The organism is Citrobacter sp. R-1.5.2, from assembly GCF_035064245.1.
In the GTDB taxonomy this organism is placed as follows: Bacteria; Pseudomonadota; Gammaproteobacteria; order Enterobacterales; family Enterobacteriaceae; genus Citrobacter.
On record NZ_JASEYC010000001.1, the window covers coordinates 820016 to 839446 of the forward strand.

A 19431-nucleotide genomic window follows, 5' to 3' on the forward strand; every position below is an offset into this window, starting at 1 on the left:
TTTAGCCAGTACGGAAAACTTTGCTACGTTTAACTAAGGTGCGCAACACGGAAATGAGCTATGACCAAATACCGTCTGAGCGACGAGCCTCGCTCCTTCAGTTATCAGGATAATGGCAACAAAAGAAGCGTATTACTACGCCAGATAATTGCACTGATTGATTTTAATGATGTTCCGGCCGGCACGCCTGGAGGCTGGATTGATGATGAAGCCGTACTGGCGCAGTGCGGTAATTGCTGGATTTACGATGTGAATGCGATGGCATTTGCGGGGGCAACCATTTCAGGAAATGCCCGTATTACGCAGGCCAGCGTGGTCAGAGAAGGCGCACAGATTGGCGGTGCCGTATGGATAGATCGGGCTGAAATTAGCCATGGCGCACAAATACGTGACAACGTCACCATTCAGGACTCTGTTGTACGTGGCGAGTGTCTTCTGTCGGGTGATGCACGTGTTCTGGGAGGCTCCGAAGTCATCGCCGCTAAAGGGTTAACCCGTGAAAGTGACCAGCCCCTACAAATATATGATCGCGCAACCGTAAACCACTCACGCATTGTGCATCAGGTGCAGATCTATGGCGATGCGACCATTGACTACGCCTTTATTGAACACCGCGCCGAAGTTTTTGATTGTGCTCGCATCGAGGGTAATGAGGAAAATAACGTTTGGATCTGCGATTGTGCGAAGGTATACGGTAACGCCCGCATCATCGCTGGCACCGATGAAGATGCGATACCGACCCTGCGCTATAGCTCACAAGTGGCTGAGCATGCGGTGGTTGAAGGTAACTGTGTCCTGAAACACCATGTGCTGGTCGGGGGGCATGCAAAATTACGCGGCGGGCCACTCTTGCTGGATGGTCACATCCTGATTGAAGGTCACGCCTGTATTCTGGGGGAAGTGCTGATCGAGCATCATATTGAGATAACCGGTCAGGCCCACGTTGAAGCCTTTGATGGCGATGCAATCCATCTGCGCGGGCCAAAAGTTATCAACGGCGAACAGCGTATTACGCGCAGCCCCCTCGCCGGTTTATTCTGAAACGCTATCAATGATACGGGCATAGAGATTCACATCGTGATAGCCATCATTGAGAAACTCCGCCTGCTTTAAACATCCTTCCAGCTGAAAACCGTTGCGCAGCGCCACCTGGTTGCTTTCCAGGTTATCCACGCGGCATTTAATAATGAACCGACGGATCTCGCCACGCTGAGCATAATGATGAATCAATGCCTGTAGCGACCGGGACATCATGCCCTGTCCCTGATGATCTTCATCCAACCAGTAGCCGATGTAAGCCGCTTTGTTCAACGGTTCTATTTGGTTAAACGAGATAACACCAACCACTTCACCTTGTTTGAAGATAAGGAACATTTTGGCGTAGCCACGCTGGTGCAACATCATATTCCCCTGCACATTCTTACGCGTATCGTCCTCAGATTCGACAAACTGCGGCCAGTTCAGCGACCGCTGGAGCCAAACTTTATTTTTGAGCACCAACTGATGCAAAGGCGTGACGTGTTGTTCTTCCACTGCCCGCAGTTCCAGCGTGTCACTGACGGTAATAATTTCTGACATGTTTATCTCCTTTGCGATTGTAAACGGGGAATTTCTGACTGGCAGTAGCCGATATTAATCTGTTTATCGCCGGGGAGGTCATATTTTTATGCTGTCACAGCAATCACTTAGAAACAATCTCTGGTGCGGAAGTCGTTACTCTGGATGTCCGGTTATCCGATACATGGATAGGCCGTAATGATGACAACAACACTTTCATTCTATTGCTAAGGAGCAAGCATGGCAGCACCTTTGGGTCGTTTAGCACTTATTCCGCTTTTACTGATTACCGCCTGTCACCAACCGGTCCCCACCACGCAAGCGGGTCCTGTCCCCTTTGCCGTAAACAAACAGCAGGTTGTGGATAATACCACGCTGGAAATTTCCCGTAGCGCGCTGGAATATAACATTCATAAAGTTCAGCAACTGTTGGGAGACAAAACCCGGATGTGCGCCATTCTTAAAGGCGATGCGTATGGCCACGATCTCTCACTGGTTACGCCGGTGATGATGCAAAACGGTGTGCAGTGTATTGGCATCGCCAGCAACGAGGAAATTAGCACCGTTCGTCAGTCAGGTTATACATCGCAGCTAATGCGCGTTCGCAACGCGACGGAAAAAGAGATGCGCCAGGCGGCGGATTTTGATACCGAAGAGCTGATTGGTAATCTGGATATGGCTAAACGACTGAGTGCAATTGCCCTGGAGAAAGGGAAAACGATTCGTATCCATCTCGCTCTGAACTCTGGCGGTATGTCACGAAACGGTCTGGAAGTCAGCACCGCGTCAGGTCTGGAAGAGGCCCGCGCTATTTCCGCGTTACCCGGTCTGAAAATTGTTGGCATCATGTCGCATTTCCCGGAAGAAGATGCGGCGGTGGTGAAACGCGATCTGGCCCGTTTCAATACGCAATCGGCCCAGGTACTCAATATTACCGGGCTTAAGCGCGAAGATGTCACCCTGCATGTCGCGAATACGTTCGCCACCCTGACCGTTCCTGAATCCTGGCTCGACATGGTGCGTGTTGGCGGTATTTTTTATGGCGATACCATTGCCAGCACCGAATACAAACGCGTCATGACGTTTAAATCCGCAATCGCGTCGGTAAACCATTACCCCAAAGGAAATACCGTCGGGTATGACAGAACCTATACCCTTAAACGTAATTCCGTTCTTGCCAATATTCCGACGGGTTATGCTGATGGATATCGTCGTGTGTTCAGTAACGTGGGGCACGTACTGATCCACGGCCAGCGGGTTCCTGTGCTGGGTAAAACATCCATGAATACCGTGATTGTTGATGTGACCGATCTACCGCAGGTTGCATCCGGCGATGAAGTGGTGTTATTCGGAAAACAGGGAAATGCGCAGGTGAGCGCAGAAGAAGTCGAAGAAATTAGCGGCGCGCTGTTCACTGAAATGTCGATCCTCTGGGGGGCGACAAACAAACGCGTGATGGTCGATTAACGCCTGAAACAGGAAGGGCTTCCTTTTCTCGCTGGAAGCCCTTTTACACAGTGAGCACAGTACTATTTAGCTCTCACTGACACTCTCTCTTTGCAAAATTTTGAGCAAATCTTCCTTCAGGTGAAGTTTCTGTTTCTTAAGACGAACAATGTCCAAACTGTATCCCCGACCATCCGAACCTTCCAGTCTGGAAATCTCATGATCAAGGCTGTTGTGTTTTTCGAATAAGGACAGAAAACGAGGATTCTCAGATTTCAGTCGGGAAATAAGGTCTCTGTATTCTGGAAACATACTTTCTCCCTGTTAGTGGTAAAGAATGTGTATAAGAAATACACATGATCAGCTTACCCGGTTAGGTCAGGGAAAAATGCGAACAGGATCGAGTAAATAGTGTACAGATTGTTACGGTAGAGGTTTCAGTAATGGCTCCCCGGAAGGAGAGCCATCAGAAGAGCAATTAACGCATTTCCCGGTCGTCAACGTACTGACGTTTATCCGGTGCAGGCGGGAAGTACTGATACAGCCAGGTTTCACTGATAGCATCGCCCTGGCAGCGCAGGAACATGCGCATATCGACCGGGTCGGTTGAATCAGACGTTGGATACCAGTCAAACTGGATTCGGTAGCCGTCGATAGGCTCCACGTAGAGAATTTCAATCTGCTTCGCTTCGCCGCTGGAGAGCGTAATGACCGGTTCAATTCCCTTCGGCGCTGCCGCTTTCAGGTCACCACCCACGAAATCAACGGCAAAACGACGTGCCCATTTTTCTGGATAATGTTCGCCCGGAGCCCATCCTTCCGGGAAGCCACCCATACCGGTGCGGGTTGCCATCACACGGGCCAGCGGCGAACGTACCGGTGGTTGTGCGCTCCAGTACAGGCGATATTTGAATTCCAGATCGTCACCGGCTTTGATTGCTTTATCCGGCTGCCAGAAGCAGACGACGTTATCCAACGTTTCACCGGTAGTCGGGATCTCCATTAAACCAATGGTCCCCTTACCCCACTGGTTTCGTGGTTCAACCCACAGGCTTGGCCGCTTGTTGTACCAACCCATGATGTCCTGGTAATGAGAGAAGTCACGATCGAGCTGCAGTAAGCCGAACCCTCGCGGGTTGTTATCGGTGTAGGCATTGAACTGCAGTTTTTGCGGGTTATTCAGCGGACGGCAGATCCACTCACCATTGCCTCGCCACATAGCCAGACGGTCGGAGTCATGAATTTGCGGGTGAATGGTGTCACACATCCGGCGTTCATTGTTACCACAGCTGAACATGCTGGTCATCGGCGCAATGCCGAGTTGCTTGATGTCTTTACGCGCATAGACATGATTTTGCACATCCATGATCACCTGCGTTTTCTCACAGTGGATCACAAACTTAAACGCGCCAGTCACGCTTGGGCTATCGAGCAGTGCATAAACAGTAAATGAAGTGGCGCCCGGTTTAACCGTTTCGAACCAGAATGCGGTGAAGTCAGGAAACTCTTCTTTGCTGTCGGTATACGTATCGACCGCCAGACCACGCGCCGACAAACCGTACTGATAGGTGTCATCTACGGCGCGAAAATAGCTGGCTCCCAGGAAGGACACGACATCACGACGAGCCAGTTCAGGCGCTTTGAACACGCGGAAACCGGCAAAACCGAGGTCAGTTTGCCCTTCCAGTTGTTTGGTATTCACACCGGCATCGTTGTACTTGAAAAGCTCCGGACGGAAATGGATCTCACGCGCCATATGCGTACTGTCATCAACCGAGAACATGCGTACGCGGCGACGGAAGCCCATTCCCACATGGAAGAACTGCGCGTCAAGCTGACGATTTTCAACGTTGTTCCACAGTGACTGTTCTGCGTCGTACTGAATACTGTTGTAAGCCTGCGGCGTCAGTTTCGCCAGCGTATCCGGCAATGCGCGCGGTGCACCGCCCCACGGCTTCTGTGCTAAATCATGGGCCATCGATTGCAGAACGGAAAAATCAAAACGTACGGTTTTTCCGTCTGCAATGTCAGACTCTGCCGCATAGGCGGCGCGGGAAAAGAGTGATGCAATACCACTGGTTCCGCACACGGCGGCCACTGCCATTGAACCTTTAATAAATCGTCTGCGATTCATGCCTGAAAGTGAGTCCTTCTGGTCGTGTAAATGGTCCCGCGCCGGTCAAAATCTGCGGCAAGAGAGTGCACATTTCTGACCGCTCACTCTAGACAAAATTCATTAATAATCCAATTGTTGGTCGCCGATTATCTGTACAAAATCGAAAATATTTTATGTCGATGAGAACAGGCCGAATCCCGTGTAAATTCCGTTAAAGTAAACCACACCGCCGTTTACTGCGTTCTTCTGCCTCCTGATACAACGCAAACTCATCATATACCGCGCAGCCCAGCGCCTGTTCAAAGGCATCGCGGCTGGAATTACCGTGGCTGCGCGCCTGCGTTTCATTACCCAGATTAGACTGGAAAATCCCTGCGGCACTCACCGGCAAAAAATCTTCGTAGGTGATAGGTTGAGCAACCAGCCAGCCCCGCTCGATGAGCGGTTGAGGATCGTCATCCGGGCGAATAGCCTGGCGATGCGCTTCGCCCGACGGCGTCAGGCGATAACGGAACCAGGCCAGTCCCTGTTGGCGCAGCAGAAACTCGCTGTCCGGGAATGCCTTAAACACGTCCTGAAGATGCAGCTGGTGCGTCAGGTTATCTTTCCCGGTCCCCGCTTTACTCAACAGTTCGTCGTACAACGCCCGGCCCTTTGGCGTCAGCGCCACACCACGTTGCTCGATTTCACCAAAACGCGCTGTGTGTGTTCCACGCATTTCGCCGGCAAACAACACCGGTTCTTCCAGCGCCTTAAAGCTGGTCTGGCGAAGCAAGATGGGCACCTCACGCCGTGGTGGGCCTTCAATGAGAATTTTCGGTGTAATCCCGCACTCCGGCATCATCGACTGTACCCGATCAATATCCAGCGTGCGCGGCGTCAGGTGGTTGATATGGCACCCAGGAAAACAGACCACATCTGCAATCAGTCGATGTTCGTTATGCAAGGCATGATACGTTTGCTCATCTACGGTGGCGTGTTGATGCCAACGGAACGTTTCCAGTGCTTCATGCACAAACTCCTGGGCTTGTGCGGGTGTGAAACTGCCCTGTGCATCAAACTCATCCAGCAATTCGTGACAACGACGCGTGAAAATATCACGCTTTGCGAGGATGTCCGCTGCCTGCTGGCGCAATACCACGTTCTCGATTAATTCGAGGCGCAATAGTGACGTAAATACCCGAAACGGGTTGCGCGAAAGCGAGGCATCGTCGATGGGACGAAACGCCGTGGAATGGACGGGGACGCCCGCCTGGGAAAGATCATAATAGCTGACCGGATACATGCCCATAATGGCAAACATCCGTCGCAGTGTAGACAACTCCTGCGCCGTACCGACCCGGATAGCCCCATGGCGTTCAACATTGAGCCGTGCCAGTTCATCCGCATTGGCCAATTTTTCATGCAGCGTCGGGTTATTTTCCAGTACCGCCAGATTCACATCAGCGACAAGTTCCAGCAACGTGCCGTACTGCGGGACTTCCTGCTGGTACATTGCTGACATTGCCTGCGAAAATTGTTCCCGAATCTCATCTGCCGTGATGGTGTTCGCCATAATGTCATGCCTCCAGTGAATATTACCTGGAGTGTAGAAAACACCGCTGAGTCCGGTGGGAAGAATTTACAAACTGTGATCCCGCATAAATTCCCCCTCCCACCAGGACAGTGAACCAAAACTTACTGACGTGCTTTTAAATGGCTTTCCAGCCATGGCAGCATCTGTTTTTTACGACTGAGCATGCCTTCGACCTTGCAGGGTTGCGGTAACTCTGACAACTCAGAGCCAGCGAACCACAGACTGGTATCGCCAAGATTGATGTCCGTCAGCATCAGTACCACCAGAGCCGCTTGATTTTCCTCAGCATAACGGGTCATCTCCTCGCGGAGATCGTCCAGCACACCGTCAACCTGGCGCAGTGCATACAGCTCGAGTTGCGCCACGCAGACTTTATGCCCATGAATGGTGAACGTTTTAATGTCTTTATGCAGCAGTTCACGGGCACTCATGCCTTCGACGCTGGTTTTGGCCGACAGCAGATCACGGCTGAAAGCGTCCAGATCCACACCCGTTTTTTGGGCCAGAGCCCCCACCGCCTGGCTGTCATCCGGCGTGGTAGTAGGCGAACGAAGCGTGACAGTGTCACTCAAAATAGCCCCCAGTAGCAAAACAGCCTCCGCAGACGACACCTGGCTGCGCTCGTCATCCGTCATCAGTTGCCACAACAGCGTCGCACTGCTGCCAACAGGCTTAACCCAAACCTCCGGAGGAAGACGTGTCACTAATCCGCCGAGTCGATGATGGTCGATGATACCGACGACATTGCTCTCAGACAGCGATTCTGGTCCTTGTGTCGGTTCGGTAAAATCTACCACCCAAACATCCAGATCGGTCAGCGGAAACGTGAGTCGTTCGGGCATGTCCAATCCTGCATGCGCAAAGATAAATTGCGTTTCACGGTTAGGTTCCCCCGCACGCCATGCCGTCGCCTGCTGGCCTCGTAACGTAAGCCAGCGAGCTGTCATTGCCGCGGTGCAAATGGCATCGCTATCGGGGTTAAGGTGCCCTATTACATGGATCATTGGTCAGTGCCCTGTGATGATGAATGATGAAAAAGCGAACAATTGTCAGAGTATAACGACTGGCTACATTCCCTTCCATGATCCCACCACGCGGTCACGCTGTACAAAACACAAGCAAAATAAATCAGTTGTAAGTAAAAGGCGTTAAATGTTAATAATATTTTGCTATCAAGTTATCAAAAACAAACAACTTCACTTGTCACCGATACGGCTCTGTTTTTAACATCGCTTATGGAAAAAAATGTTCTGTTCAATCAGCGCATTCGCTTGCGCCATCTTCATACTTTTGTCGCCGTTGCCCAACAGGGAACTTTGGGGCGCGCGGCCGAAACCCTTAACCTGAGTCAACCAGCCCTCTCCAAAACGCTGAACGAACTGGAGCAACTGACCGGCACCCGACTCTTTGAACGCGGTCGTCTTGGTGCACAGTTAACCTTGCCCGGCGAACAGTTTCTTACCCATGCGGTAAGAGTGCTTGATGCACTCAACACTGCCGGCCAGGCATTAAATCATCGTGAAGAGTCGCAGACTGATGTTGTTCGTATTGGTGCCTTGCCAACAGCTGCATTGGGTATTCTGCCTGCAGTAATTGGTCAGTATCACAAGCAGCAAATGGAAACAACGTTGCAGGTTGCCACCATGAGTAATCCCATGATTCTGGCTGGCTTAAAATCCGGGGAGATCGACCTCGGTATTGGCCGTATGGCCGATCCGGAATTGATGGTTGGTCTGAACTACGAACTGTTATTTCTCGAATCGCTCAAGCTGGTTGTGCGACCTAATCACCCGCTGTTGCAAGAGACCATCACACTGAGTCGGGTAATGGAATGGCCTGTCGTGGTGTCCCCCAAAGGGACCGCCCCACGACAGCACGCAGAAGCCTTGCTGCAAAGCCAGGGCTGTAAAATGCCCTCTGGATGTATCGAAACGCTGTCAGCATCGCTTTCCCGGCAACTGACGGTGGATTACGACTATGTTTGGTTTGTGCCTTCAGGCGCAGTGCGGGAAGATTTACGCCAGGCAACGCTGGTGTCATTACCGGTACCTACGCATGGTGCGGGAGAGCCCATTGGGATACTTACCCGCGTGGACGTGCAATTACCCTCCGCAGCGCAAGTCCTCATTGCCGCAATACGCAAAACCGTACCATTCTGAGGTAAAAAATAAGGGACCATTCGGTCCCTTATTTGGGGTCTGATGCTCAGTGGAACGAAAACTCACGTTAAGCAATGTTTTCTTCCTCCGATGCCTCTTTTAATGGCCGCAGATGCCCTTTCATCACCAGTTCTTCCAGCGTGAAGGAATAATGGCCGAGCATATTGATGTGTCCGTGGCAAAGTGGTGATAGACGTGCGATATCTTCATCATTCACGGTTTCACCCTGTTCCCGAAGATGATCCAGGGCAGCCTGCATATAAATAGTGTTCCATAATACGGCGGCGTTAGTCACCAGGCCCAGCGCTCCCAGTTGATCTTCCTGACCGTCGGTATATCGCTTTCTTATCTCCCCTTTCTGTCCGTGGCAGATCGCTCTGGCAACCGCATGGCGGCTTTCTCCCCGGTTAAGCTGGGTCAGAATGCGTCTTCGGTAATCTTCATCATCAATGTAATTAAGCAGATACAGCGTTTTGTTAATGCGCCCCACTTCAATGATCGCCTGAGTCAGTCCGGAAGGGCGCTCACTCTTCAGTAACGAGCGAACCAGCACCGAAGCCTGCACCTTGCCCAACTTCAGGGAGCCTGCGGCCCGGATCATTTCGTCCCACTGAAGGACTATTTTTCGGGGATCTGACTGCCCTCTGGCAATATCATTCAGTACGCCATAATCGGCATCATTGTCCATGCGCCAGAAAACCGAAGCTCCGGCATCAGCCAGGCGCGGGGAAAACTGGTACCCCAGCAGCCAGAAAAGGCCAAAGACAAGATCGCTGGCCCCTGCGGTATCAGTCATAACTTCGGTGGGATTTAGCCCGGTCTCCTGTTCCAGAAGGCCTTCCAGCACAAAGATTGAGTCCCTCAGTGTCCCCGGTATGACGATGCCATGAAAACCGGAATACTGATCGGATATAAAGTTGTACCAAGTGATCCCCCTGTTATGGCCAAAGTATTTGCGGTTCGGTCCGGCATTGATTGTTCTGACCGGCGTAACAAAGCGCATTCCGTCTGCAGAGGCCACTTCACCACCACCCCAGATCTGCGCCAGGGGCAGTGTTGCCTGAAAATCAACCAGCCAGGCATTCGCACTGGTGATAGTTTCAGCCCGCAGATAATTTGCTTTTGTCCAGTTCAGCCGGTGTCGGGTCAGGGCAGGAACATTTGATCGTATCAGGGGCTCCAGGCCTATATTGCAGGCCTCGGCCATCAGTATGGCGCTGATGCTGACGGAGAGATCGTCAACTCTGGCGCTGGCTTCGCTGGCGTGGAAAAACTCATCAGCAAATCCGGTATGGGCGTTGATTTCGAGCAACAGCTCTGTCAGATCCACGGTCGGGAGCAGCTCACTGACCTGTTTGCTCAATCTTTTCAGACTGTCCGGTTCATCAAGGCTGGAGAGGGGAGAAATTGTCAGCCTGGGCTTTGGGCCTGAAATATCCAGCTGAACCGCCTCATTTTCGCCAAGGCGAGCGGCAACCTGCCTGTACCGGGTGTCCAGTTGAAGACCCAGCGATTTTATTGCGTCCTGTGGATTCGTCGGGTGCCCCAGAGAACGATAAACTTTGATCCGGTTTGACTGCCAGTCTGCGCCCTGTAGTAATTTTTCGCGGGGATCTCCCCACCGGTTACTGCCGGTAACGTAGACATCCCGCCGTCTCAGGCTGTCCTGCAGTTTACTGAGAAAGCACAGCGTGTATCCCCTTCGGGTGATATGTTTTTCCTTATTAATCACCAGTCGTTTCCATGGTCGGCTGATGATTTCCGTTGGTGCGTCGTCAAAATACTGCCGTCGTGAGCCGAACTCGCGGCTGAGGTAATCACAGGCATTGAGAGTGGTAATCCCTGCGGGGCTGCCGAAAATTTGACGGTATTCAGCAGACGGGGCAGGAAACGACGAACCCGCCCGTACTGCTCCACCATTTCATCATGAAAATTATCGTCTGAGGGACGGGCAATTTCACGGACAAGCGCGATGATATCGGCCAGTTTTTGCCTGGGGATGTGGCTGAATACCTCAGCCCGGATTAATTCGTCCGGCGTTTCTTCTTTCAGCAGGTACGAACACGCGCTGGCTAACGTCAGTGCTGATTTATCCAGATCCTTCAGAGATCGGAGCCGTTTTTTCTGCCCAATCTTTCTGGCGTCACGAATGATGACAGCCAGCATGGCATCCAGAACGTCCAGTGCATCATCCAGCGCCAGCGTTTCCCATGCAAGGACAAAGGCAACCAGTACCGCTGTCCTTTTCTGCGGAGCCATCCTGGCGATATTGAACACCGAAGTCATTCCCGCATAACGAGCAAGATTTTTCAGACGTACAGCCGGGATCGCACTCAGATTATCAATATGAAGGCCGAAATCACTCAGCGTTTTCCAGCGTTCAATTGCCTCATTAAACGCCGGCCCACTGATGGTCACCGGGCCTTTTTTCAGTGATTCCAGCAAAGACAGGCGGCCGGAATCAGCGGGGCCCAGCAGCGTCTCCAGCTGTGAACGCTGCACGGCAGACGGTATCATTGCCAGCCTGTTCCACAGGCGCAGCGTTGCCTTTTCCCTTACCTCTGAAATCAGTCGGGTCAGTGTAGTGGCTCCGGGGAGAATAATTCTGTGCTGCATCAGCCACCCTGTCGCCAGGTCGAAAAGCAGGCCGGGGCGTTCGTTGCTTATCCAGCTCCGAGTATATAAAAGACGGGTAAGACGAAAAGTCCAGGGCCAGGCAAATTCGCGATAATCATAATGCTGACGTATCAGTGCGGCGTGCTCACGACGGGTATTTTCTCTCTGGCCGTATTCTGCCAGCACGGTGATATCATGGATGGCGAGCTGTCTGGCGAAAAAATGCCGGACGCCGGAAGGTATATGATTCATATCGGTGAGAAAGGTACCCAGAAAACGCACGCACCCTATTTGCAGGGCAATTCCCAGACGATTGTGATCGCCGCTGCTTTTTCCGATAAATTCCTTGTCTGCCTCATCAAGATGAAAATAGCGGGCCAGCTGAAGCTCATCCGGCTCACCGGTGAACCGACCATAGCTTTCAGTCTGTTCAGTGGTCAGAAAATCGACGGGCATACCAGCCTCCCTGCCTGAAGGTTATAAATTAACAACTTTGCAACCGTCCGAAATATTATAAATTGTCGGACATCCAAAATCGGCTTCATTAATGTGTCCGTTAAATCGATTTTTTGTTATAACAGACACCACCTGTCCGATATTTGATTTAGGATACATTTTTATGCAACTTTTTGGTTACGCACGGGTATCAACCAGTCAGCAGTCTCTCGATATTCAGGTCCGGGCACTCAGAGATGCAGGCGTGAAAGCGAACCGTATCTTTACCGATAAGGCATCCGGCAGTTCGGTTGATCGGCCCGGGCTTGATCTGCTGCGCATGAAGGTGGAGGAAGGCGATGCCATTCTGGTGAAGAAACTTGACCGTCTTGGTCGCGACACCGCCGATATGATCCAACTGATAAAAGAATTTGACGCCCAGGGCGTGGCCGTCCGGTTTATTGATGATGGGATCAGTACCGATGGTGAAATGGGCCAGATGGTGGTGACCATCCTGTCAGCTGTAGCCCAGGCTGAGCGGCGCAGGATACTGGAGCGTACGAATGAAGGCAGACAGGAAGCAAAGCTGAAAGGCATCCGCTTTGGCCGTAGACGCACCATCGACAGAAACAGTGTGCTGGCACTCCACGGCAAAGGAACTGGCGCAACGGATATCGCCCGGCAGCTCGGCATTGCCCGTTCCACCGTTTACAAAATACTCGAAGATGAGAAGACAGCTCAGCCAGGCTGATGGCGGCATTAAATTTTGGTTAAGTGACCCATCTGGTTACTATAGACACTTAACCCACAGGAAAAAGAGGGATTTGATATGGAACAGCAATATACCAACGAACTGACTCCGGAATTAGCCGCCTCACTGGCACGTCCGCCCTTCCCGGCGGAGAAAAAAGCCGGGATGTCTGACGGTGCACGTCAGACTGTCGAAGAGCAGGAGGCTTTCATGCGTGAACATCCGGTGGTGGCGATTTACCGGATCGCGGTTGACGGGGCGCTGACCCAGCGCGGCGGGGTGGTTCGGGCTGCGTGGAATGGCGCTGAAATCGAGCCTGATGGCGGACAGAAGGTTAATATTGCGCTGGTTGGGGATGAGGTGGTTTACCCTGACGGAACCACTGCCCGTATTGTTACCGGCAGCGGGTCGAAATTTCAGAAAAGTGGGCAAAGTATCGCGCTGGTTGGCAGCAGGCTGAGCAACGGTGATGTGATTATCAGCACCCCGCAGGCGGGATGTACGCTGAATGAGCTGAAAGGTTTGCCGATGGATGCTGATTTTCTACCGGCAGAGGGTTGAGTTATGTCGGTCAACAGAGGCTGTACCGTTCACGGTAAAAACGTCGGATTACATGGAGATAAAACCTCATCAGGGGCACAGTGCATTGCCGCCCGCACCGGTATGTCGGTTATGGGGCTGCTGAAGCTCTATATCGGTGACAAAACTACCCCCTGCCCGAAGTGCGGGGAAGTGGGAGTCATTGTAGACGGCGATCACCGGTGCTCAAACAGTGCCGCTGTTGCGGTGGACGGTGCGGAGATCCGTTGCGGGTGCCCGCAGGGGACCAATTTTCTGATTGCCCCGGGTACGATCCCACAGCTTTCAGAGGCAAAAACCAGGATGGCCCCGGTAGTCTCTCCGGAGCCGGAACAACATGAGCAGGCGGCGAAGAAAAAGAAACGGGAAATAACGCTGACGATAGGGGTGTTCTTCGACGGTACCGGCAACAATGCCGTTAACACACAGAACATGCTGAAGGCGTATACCGCAGGTCATTATAACCTGGATGACCCGGAAGCCGAGTCCATTCTGGCAAAATGCGCCAGTGAAAATTTTGGTTTGTCGGGCAGCGGTGCAACCAGCTATACCGGGTACTACACCAATATTCATTGGCTGAGTACGCTATATAAGAAAACCCTATCCGGTAACGATTCAGATGTTCAGGCTGGTATCTACATTGATGGTATTGGGACCGAAGCCGGTAAACCCGACAGTAAGCTTGGGCAGGGGTTTGGTATCTCTGATACCGGTGTCGTTGCCAAAACGGATAAAGCGGTTTCCATGCTTGCTGACAGTATTCAGGACGTGCTGGAGGTTGTTGGTAAAAAACAGGCTGACGGCAAGCTTATCGTCAGAGCCCTGCAGTTCGATATTTTTGGCTTCAGTCGCGGTGCAGCGGCGGCTCGCCATTTTGCCAATCGCATCCAGTCTGAAGACCCTGCCATTATCAGCGCCATCCGGCAGGGTGTAACTGGCTCGGACTTCAATGGTTCTCCTGCCGGTAAAACCCGCTTCATCGGCATTTTCGATACCGTTGCTGCCATAGGTACGCCGGTTAACGGTCTGAATCCGCACAGCGCGGATACCGGTGACGTGAAGCTCACCCTGCGCCCCGGCGTGGCGGAAAAGGTGTTTCATATCACCGCCGCGAACGAATGTCGCTTTAACTTTGCGCTGAACAGCGTGAAACCGGCCTGGCCGGAACTGGCGCTGCCCGGCGTCCATTCCGATATCGGCGGCGGGTATCTGCCCGTCACGAAAGAAGAGCTGTTTCTGACCCGTCCGGCTACGGAGACTGTTCCGTACAATCAGCCCGGCGAAAAGACGCAGGCCTACCGGCAGGCCGTGGCGCAGTTGCAGACGCTGGATAAATCGTCCTGCTTGGCCCCTCTGCTGCGGACAAATGAAATATCGGCAGAAACCTGGCATGACGACAGGCTTCCTCCTGACCGGTACGGCCAGATGCAGAAACGCAGCTTTGCGGCGCTGACTCTGCGGGAGCGGACCGTCAGAAACGACTGGTCCCGCGTGGTGCTGCGGGTGATGCTTGAGGCTGCACAGGAAGCCGGGGTGGTGTTTGATCCCATTCTGAGTAAAGACAAAGAACTCGCCATTCCGGATGAGCTTGCGCCCCTCTGGGATAAAGCACTGATGATGGGGAAAGCGGCCCGCCGCGGCCAGACGCCACCGGTATTTAGTCAGGATGAGCTGGACGTGATTGCGGAGAAGTATATTCATTGTTCGGCCAACTGGAATGCCATCGTGGTCAATACGGACGGCTTCATTCACGGGGGCGCATCGCCCTCAGAGCTGATTGGCTTTATCAACCGGCCGGATGAGCAGTGGAAACGCTCGGTCTACAGCATGGACGGGAAGAAGGTATGAAGCTGAAAGCCCTTTTTCCCCTGCTGATGCTGGTCATGGCCAGCGGCTGTCGGGCAGGCGAAGCGCAGACGCCGGAAGACACCGGTGAAATGCCCTACGGGGAGGTCGGTTTTGCATTTTTCACCCCCAGGGCATTACCGGCGGTGGTGACAAAAGCGCTGATTATCGACAACGAAAAGGTGGTATCCACCTTCCGGACGCTGGACAGTACGCAGAGTGACCCCGATGTGATAGGTTCCTGGAATAACACAACCTATGGTGTGGGAATCCAGTTCAACAAAGTCCGTCACCCGCCAGCGCTGATGCTGTTCTGCTGGGATTCAGTTATTGATAAAAAGACTTACGAGACGCGAATCACCTTCTCACCGGCCCTGCGGGAAAAAATGTCGGTACCAACCGGCAAAGATCGGAGAGGAAATACCGCCTGGTATAAAACATTATTGTTTGGTCTGGCACCTGAAGGCAAAGTGCGCATCTGGCTCCAGAACAGCGGCCCGGTCGCGAATATGCCGGTTGAACCGGTAAAAATTACCACGCTGTCCGGGAATAAACTGGATGCCTGTAAGGACGTACCTTCGCGGATTGATTTCAACTACAGCATTCCCGATGGGTATGACCAGGACATAAAAGATTTTATCAAAGGGAAAGCCTATCCCTATGGTAGCTGGTAGTAGCCCCTGAAAAGGATCCCTTGTGGATCCTTTTTAACAATCACCTCACCAAAAGCCCTTAACGTGAGTTTTCGTTCCATTGAGCATCAGACCCTTATTTCATTAAAATGTTTCCCAGTTATCACCGCTGGTTCCCGCTGTCTGCGGCAGCGCATGTCCCGAGTTTTTGGCAAATGGCACGCGCTTTACAGCACTGGCACCCTGTAAGCGGAATATACCGACCGCCTCCGTTAAACGCGCAGCCTGTTCTTCCAGGGAGGCCGCTGCAGCCGAGGCTTCTTCGACCAGTGAGGCGTTCTGCTGCGTCACTTTATCCATCTCTGAAATCGCCTGGCTTACCTGCACGATACCCCGGCTCTGTTCATCAGAGGCCGCTGCAATTTCCAGCATAATATCGGTGACACGTTTTACCGCATCGACAATATCCGTCATGGTATTACCCGCAGCCACAACCTCACCGGACCCCTGGTCAATCAACCGCACTGACTCACTGATCAATCCTTCAATCTCTTTCGCTGCCTGGGCGCTGCGGCTTGCCAACGTGCGAACTTCACTGGCGACTACGGCAAATCCACGCCCTTGCTCTCCTGCTCGCGCCGCTTCCACCGCCGCATTCAGCGCCAGAATATTGGTCTGAAAGGCAATGCTGTTGATGACAGCGGTAATTTCAGAGATTTTTTTCGAGCTGGTCGAGATATTCCCCATGGTTTTCACCACGCCAGAGACCATCTGCCCACCGCGACTGGCTTTGCCGGAGGCATCTTCCGCCAGTTTACTGGCATGGTGTGCGTTGTCCGCGTTTTGTTTCACCGTAGCAGTCAGTTCTTCCATACTGGCCGCCGTTTGTTCAATCGCCGCGGCCTGTTCTTCGGTACGTGATGACAGATCCGTATTACCCGCCGAGATTTCACTGGTGCCGCGATAGATTTCTTCCGCCCCCTGACGTACCGTGCCTACGGTTTTCTCCAGTGAATGTTGCATCGTCTGAAGATGGCGACTCAGACGACCAATCTCACTGCGCCCAGTTGGTTCATCCCGCATGGTCAGATCGCCCACAGAAATTTGCTCAATACGCTGGGCCGCGCGCAACAGTGGATGAATCACGGTACGACGCAGGACAACAAACGTCATCACGGTTAGCACCAGTGCCAGAATAAATGCACCCAGCATAAAAGCCATGCCGATTTGGGTACGATGGTGGGCCTGCTCGCTGAGCTGGTTGGCTCTTGCAGTACGAATTTCTATGGCCTTCAGCAGCACCTTGTTGTAAGCCGTATCCAGCGGCCTGGCGTGCTCATTTTCATGGTTGATAATCGCTTCAAACATCCCGTTTCTGGCATATTTCAGCATCGGCTGCAGACCGTCGATGTATGCTTTGAAACTGGCGCTCAGTTCAGCGTCTAAGGCTTCGTCCTCCGACGTTTTCACCACGCGAGACATATAGGCAGTGAAACCATCCTGAGATTGCTTAATGCGTTTTTCCGCTTCTGCAATATTGGCCTTCATATCGTCCATTTCGGCAATGCGACTCGCTGCGCCGGCGTGGATCATATTGATACGGGCTGTGCGTAGGTGATTAGAACTGTTAGATAACCCCATCCTGACCTGAATCTCATCGGTCACATCGCGCTGATCGCGATCGGCCTGCATAAGAAAATAGCTTGCCAGCCCGGAACTCAAAGCAAACAGCAGAAGGATGCCACCGAGAATGGAGGAAAACAGCGGAACCAGTCTGATTTGATGCAGAAAGCCCAGTTTATTCTGGGCTTGCATCGATATTGTATTGTCCATGACCGTCGACTCTCTTGTAGGGTTTATGCGTGAAAACACGCCCATTAGATAGTCATCGGCAATTCATAAAGTTTGCTTACCGTGAAAAGCGCAAGATTCGTCACACTTTCACAACATCATTCAAAGAAATTCAGGAAAGTGCCAGCGGTAAATTCCGCTGGCCAATGAATCAGTTATCGCCAAAGTGGATAACGGTACGAATGGACTTACCCTGATGCATTAAATCAAAAGCTTCGTTGATCTGCTCCAGCGGTAAGCGATGGGTAATAAACGGGTCCAACTGGATTTTCCCGCTCATCGCATCTTCAACCATTCCAGGCAGCTGCGTACGCCCTTTCACACCACCAAACGCCGACCCGCGCCACACGCGTCCGGTTACCAGTTGGAACGGACGGGTTTTTATTTCCTGTCCCGCACCGGCCACACCAATGATGATGCTTTCACCCCATCCTTTATGACAGCATTCCAGCGCCGCACGCATCACATTTACGTTACCAATGCATTCAAAGCTGAAGTCCACACCACCGTCGGTAAGCTCAACAATCACATCCTGAATCGGTTTATCGTAATCATTCGGGTTGATGAAGTCGGTCGCACCCATTTCACCCGCCAGCTTGAATTTTTCCGGGTTAGTATCAACCGCCAGAATACGCCCAGCTTTCGCCTGTACTGCCCCCTGGATCACTGCCAGACCAATGCCGCCCAGGCCAAATACGGCCACAGTATCGCCTTCTTTCACTTTCGCCGTGTTATGTACTGCCCCGATCCCGGTGGTTACGCCACAGCCCAGCAGACACACTTTATCCAGCGGCGCTTGCGGGTTAACCTTCGCCAGCGAGATCTCTGCGCAAACGGTGTATTCACTGAAGGTACTGGTCCCCATATAGTGATAGATAGGTTCGCCATTATATGAGAAACGCGTAGTGCCATCCGGCATCAGGCCTTTGCCCTGGGTAGCACGTACGGCCTGACACAAGTTAGTTTTGCCAGACTTACAGAACTTACACTCACCACATTCTGCCGTGTACAGCGGGATGACATGGTCACCCGGTTTCAGACTGGTGACGCCCTCACCCACTTCAACCACGATACCCCCGCCTTCATGGCCGAGTACCGCCGGAAACACACCTTCCGGATCGTCGCCAGAGAGCGTAAAAGCGTCAGTATGGCACACGCCTGTGTGGGTAATTTTAACCAGCACTTCACCTTTCTTTGGCGGTGCGACGTCGATTTCGACAATTTTTAACGGCTGACCGGGGCCGAATGCAACTGCTGCACGTGATTTCATTTGTCTCTTCCCATTATTGCGAGGTGATGGTGTTATTTTAGATAAGCGCGCAGAAGATGGCCGATTTCAGCCATGCGCACAGCACGCTGGTCTGGGGTTGTATCCCCGCTGACCAGTTCATCTTTCAGGTGGATCTCAACCATTTCGCCCATCAGGCCATTGGATGCACCGCGCACGGCGGCAATTTGTTGCAGGATTGCCAGACACGGCTCACCGGACTCCAGCGCGCGCTCAAGTGCATCAACTTGGCCGCGGATACGGCGTACACGGGTGAGAATGCGTTTCTTATCTTCAGGTGAATGTGGCATGCGCCCTCCAGATACTATAGGGGGGTATACTATCAGAATTTTTACATAATTGTAAAATATAAGATTTATTTAATATCAGTCGGTTAGATTAAGTTGCTCATCGCTTGCCATTCAACCATCAACAGCACATTGCAACGCGAAACCCTCCAGCGACCACTCCTGCACCGTTATACGTGTAATCTGCTAATCCCATAGACTGGACTTAACAGCAAGGGTAATGACTCCAACTTATTGATAGTGTTTTATGTTCAGATAATGCCCGATGACTTTGTCATGCAGCTCCACCGATT

Annotated in this window: 16 protein-coding genes and 1 pseudogene; 7 read left to right on the forward strand and 10 right to left on the reverse strand. The window is 52.3% G+C overall.

Annotated elements, in window-relative coordinates:
• The first annotated feature begins 60 nt into the window (after window positions 1-60).
• A complete protein-coding gene (ydcK, locus tag QMN38_RS03940) occupies window positions 61-1041 on the forward strand; it encodes a YdcK family protein (RefSeq protein ID WP_323604552.1) in 981 nt (326 codons plus the stop codon).
• On the opposite strand, the gene rimL is transcribed toward ydcK, so the two are convergent.
• Entirely contained in the window at window positions 1033-1578 is a 546-nt protein-coding gene (rimL, locus tag QMN38_RS03945; RefSeq protein ID WP_323604554.1) for a 50S ribosomal protein L7/L12-serine acetyltransferase, read from the reverse strand. The genes ydcK and rimL overlap by 9 nt on opposite strands.
• Before the next feature lie 219 nt (window positions 1579-1797).
• Here rimL and alr point away from each other — a divergent pair, with 219 nt between their 5' ends.
• Entirely contained in the window at window positions 1798-3024 is a 1227-nt protein-coding gene (gene alr, locus QMN38_RS03950; RefSeq protein ID WP_271456827.1) for an alanine racemase, read from the forward strand.
• Between the two features lie 66 nt (window positions 3025-3090).
• Here the strand turns inward: alr and QMN38_RS03955 are convergent, their stop codons facing one another.
• The 4 genes from QMN38_RS03955 to QMN38_RS03970 all read right to left on the reverse strand — a co-directional run bounded on the left by QMN38_RS03955 (window position 3091) and on the right by QMN38_RS03970 (window position 7699).
• Window positions 3091-3315 carry an HP1242/YdcH family protein gene (locus QMN38_RS03955; protein ID WP_003020276.1) on the reverse strand — a complete coding sequence of 75 codons (225 nt, stop codon included), beginning with the start codon at window positions 3313-3315 and terminating at the stop codon, window positions 3091-3093.
• 166 nt (window positions 3316-3481) lie between these two features.
• Complete coding sequence (locus QMN38_RS03960) at window positions 3482-5137, reverse strand: glucan biosynthesis protein D (RefSeq protein ID WP_323604558.1); 1656 nt, start codon at window positions 5135-5137, stop codon at window positions 3482-3484.
• 193 nt (window positions 5138-5330) lie between these two features.
• A complete protein-coding gene (gene hglS, locus QMN38_RS03965) occupies window positions 5331-6674 on the reverse strand; it encodes a 2-oxoadipate dioxygenase/decarboxylase HglS (protein ID WP_271456826.1) in 1344 nt (447 codons plus the stop codon).
• A gap of 122 nt (window positions 6675-6796) precedes the next feature.
• Window positions 6797-7699 (reverse strand): manganese-dependent inorganic pyrophosphatase, encoded by a 903-nt coding sequence (locus QMN38_RS03970; RefSeq protein ID WP_271441657.1) that lies wholly within the window; start codon window positions 7697-7699, stop codon window positions 6797-6799.
• A gap of 231 nt (window positions 7700-7930) precedes the next feature.
• Here QMN38_RS03970 and QMN38_RS03975 point away from each other — a divergent pair, with 231 nt between their 5' ends.
• Window positions 7931-8854: a LysR substrate-binding domain-containing protein gene (locus tag QMN38_RS03975; RefSeq protein ID WP_271441658.1), complete on the forward strand. Its 924-nt coding sequence runs from the start codon at window positions 7931-7933 to the stop codon at window positions 8852-8854.
• Between the two features lie 67 nt (window positions 8855-8921).
• Here QMN38_RS03975 and QMN38_RS03980 read toward each other — a convergent pair.
• A pseudogene (locus tag QMN38_RS03980) lies at window positions 8922-11926 on the reverse strand (Tn3 family transposase).
• A gap of 163 nt (window positions 11927-12089) precedes the next feature.
• Here QMN38_RS03980 and QMN38_RS03985 point away from each other — a divergent pair.
• From QMN38_RS03985 to QMN38_RS04000, 4 genes are all read left to right on the forward strand, one after another.
• Entirely contained in the window at window positions 12090-12656 is a 567-nt protein-coding gene (locus QMN38_RS03985) for a recombinase family protein (RefSeq protein ID WP_323604562.1), read from the forward strand.
• A 78-nt stretch (window positions 12657-12734) separates the two neighbouring features.
• Complete coding sequence (locus tag QMN38_RS03990; protein WP_323604563.1) at window positions 12735-13217, forward strand: PAAR domain-containing protein; 483 nt, start codon at window positions 12735-12737, stop codon at window positions 13215-13217.
• A gap of 3 nt (window positions 13218-13220) precedes the next feature.
• Window positions 13221-15083, forward strand: coding sequence for a phospholipase effector Tle1 domain-containing protein (locus tag QMN38_RS03995; protein WP_323604564.1), 1863 nt, complete (start codon window positions 13221-13223; stop codon window positions 15081-15083).
• Window positions 15080-15754, forward strand: coding sequence for a DUF2931 family protein (locus QMN38_RS04000; protein WP_323604565.1), 675 nt, complete (start codon window positions 15080-15082; stop codon window positions 15752-15754). The genes QMN38_RS03995 and QMN38_RS04000 overlap by 4 nt, the downstream gene beginning before the upstream one ends.
• A 102-nt stretch (window positions 15755-15856) precedes the next feature.
• Here the strand turns inward: QMN38_RS04000 and QMN38_RS04005 are convergent, their stop codons facing one another.
• From QMN38_RS04005 to QMN38_RS26940, 4 genes are all read right to left on the reverse strand, one after another.
• Complete coding sequence (locus tag QMN38_RS04005; protein ID WP_323604566.1) at window positions 15857-17545, reverse strand: methyl-accepting chemotaxis protein; 1689 nt, start codon at window positions 17543-17545, stop codon at window positions 15857-15859.
• A 169-nt stretch (window positions 17546-17714) separates the two neighbouring features.
• A complete protein-coding gene (locus tag QMN38_RS04010) occupies window positions 17715-18833 on the reverse strand; it encodes an S-(hydroxymethyl)glutathione dehydrogenase/class III alcohol dehydrogenase (protein WP_271448791.1) in 1119 nt (372 codons plus the stop codon).
• Window positions 18834-18865: 32 nt separating this feature from the next.
• Window positions 18866-19141 (reverse strand): metal/formaldehyde-sensitive transcriptional repressor, encoded by a 276-nt coding sequence (locus tag QMN38_RS04015; protein WP_012132328.1) that lies wholly within the window; start codon window positions 19139-19141, stop codon window positions 18866-18868.
• Between the two features lie 228 nt (window positions 19142-19369).
• Window positions 19370-19431, reverse strand: a 62-nt coding sequence (locus QMN38_RS26940) for an IS1 family transposase (protein WP_071528444.1), incomplete at its 5' end; no start/stop codon positions are given.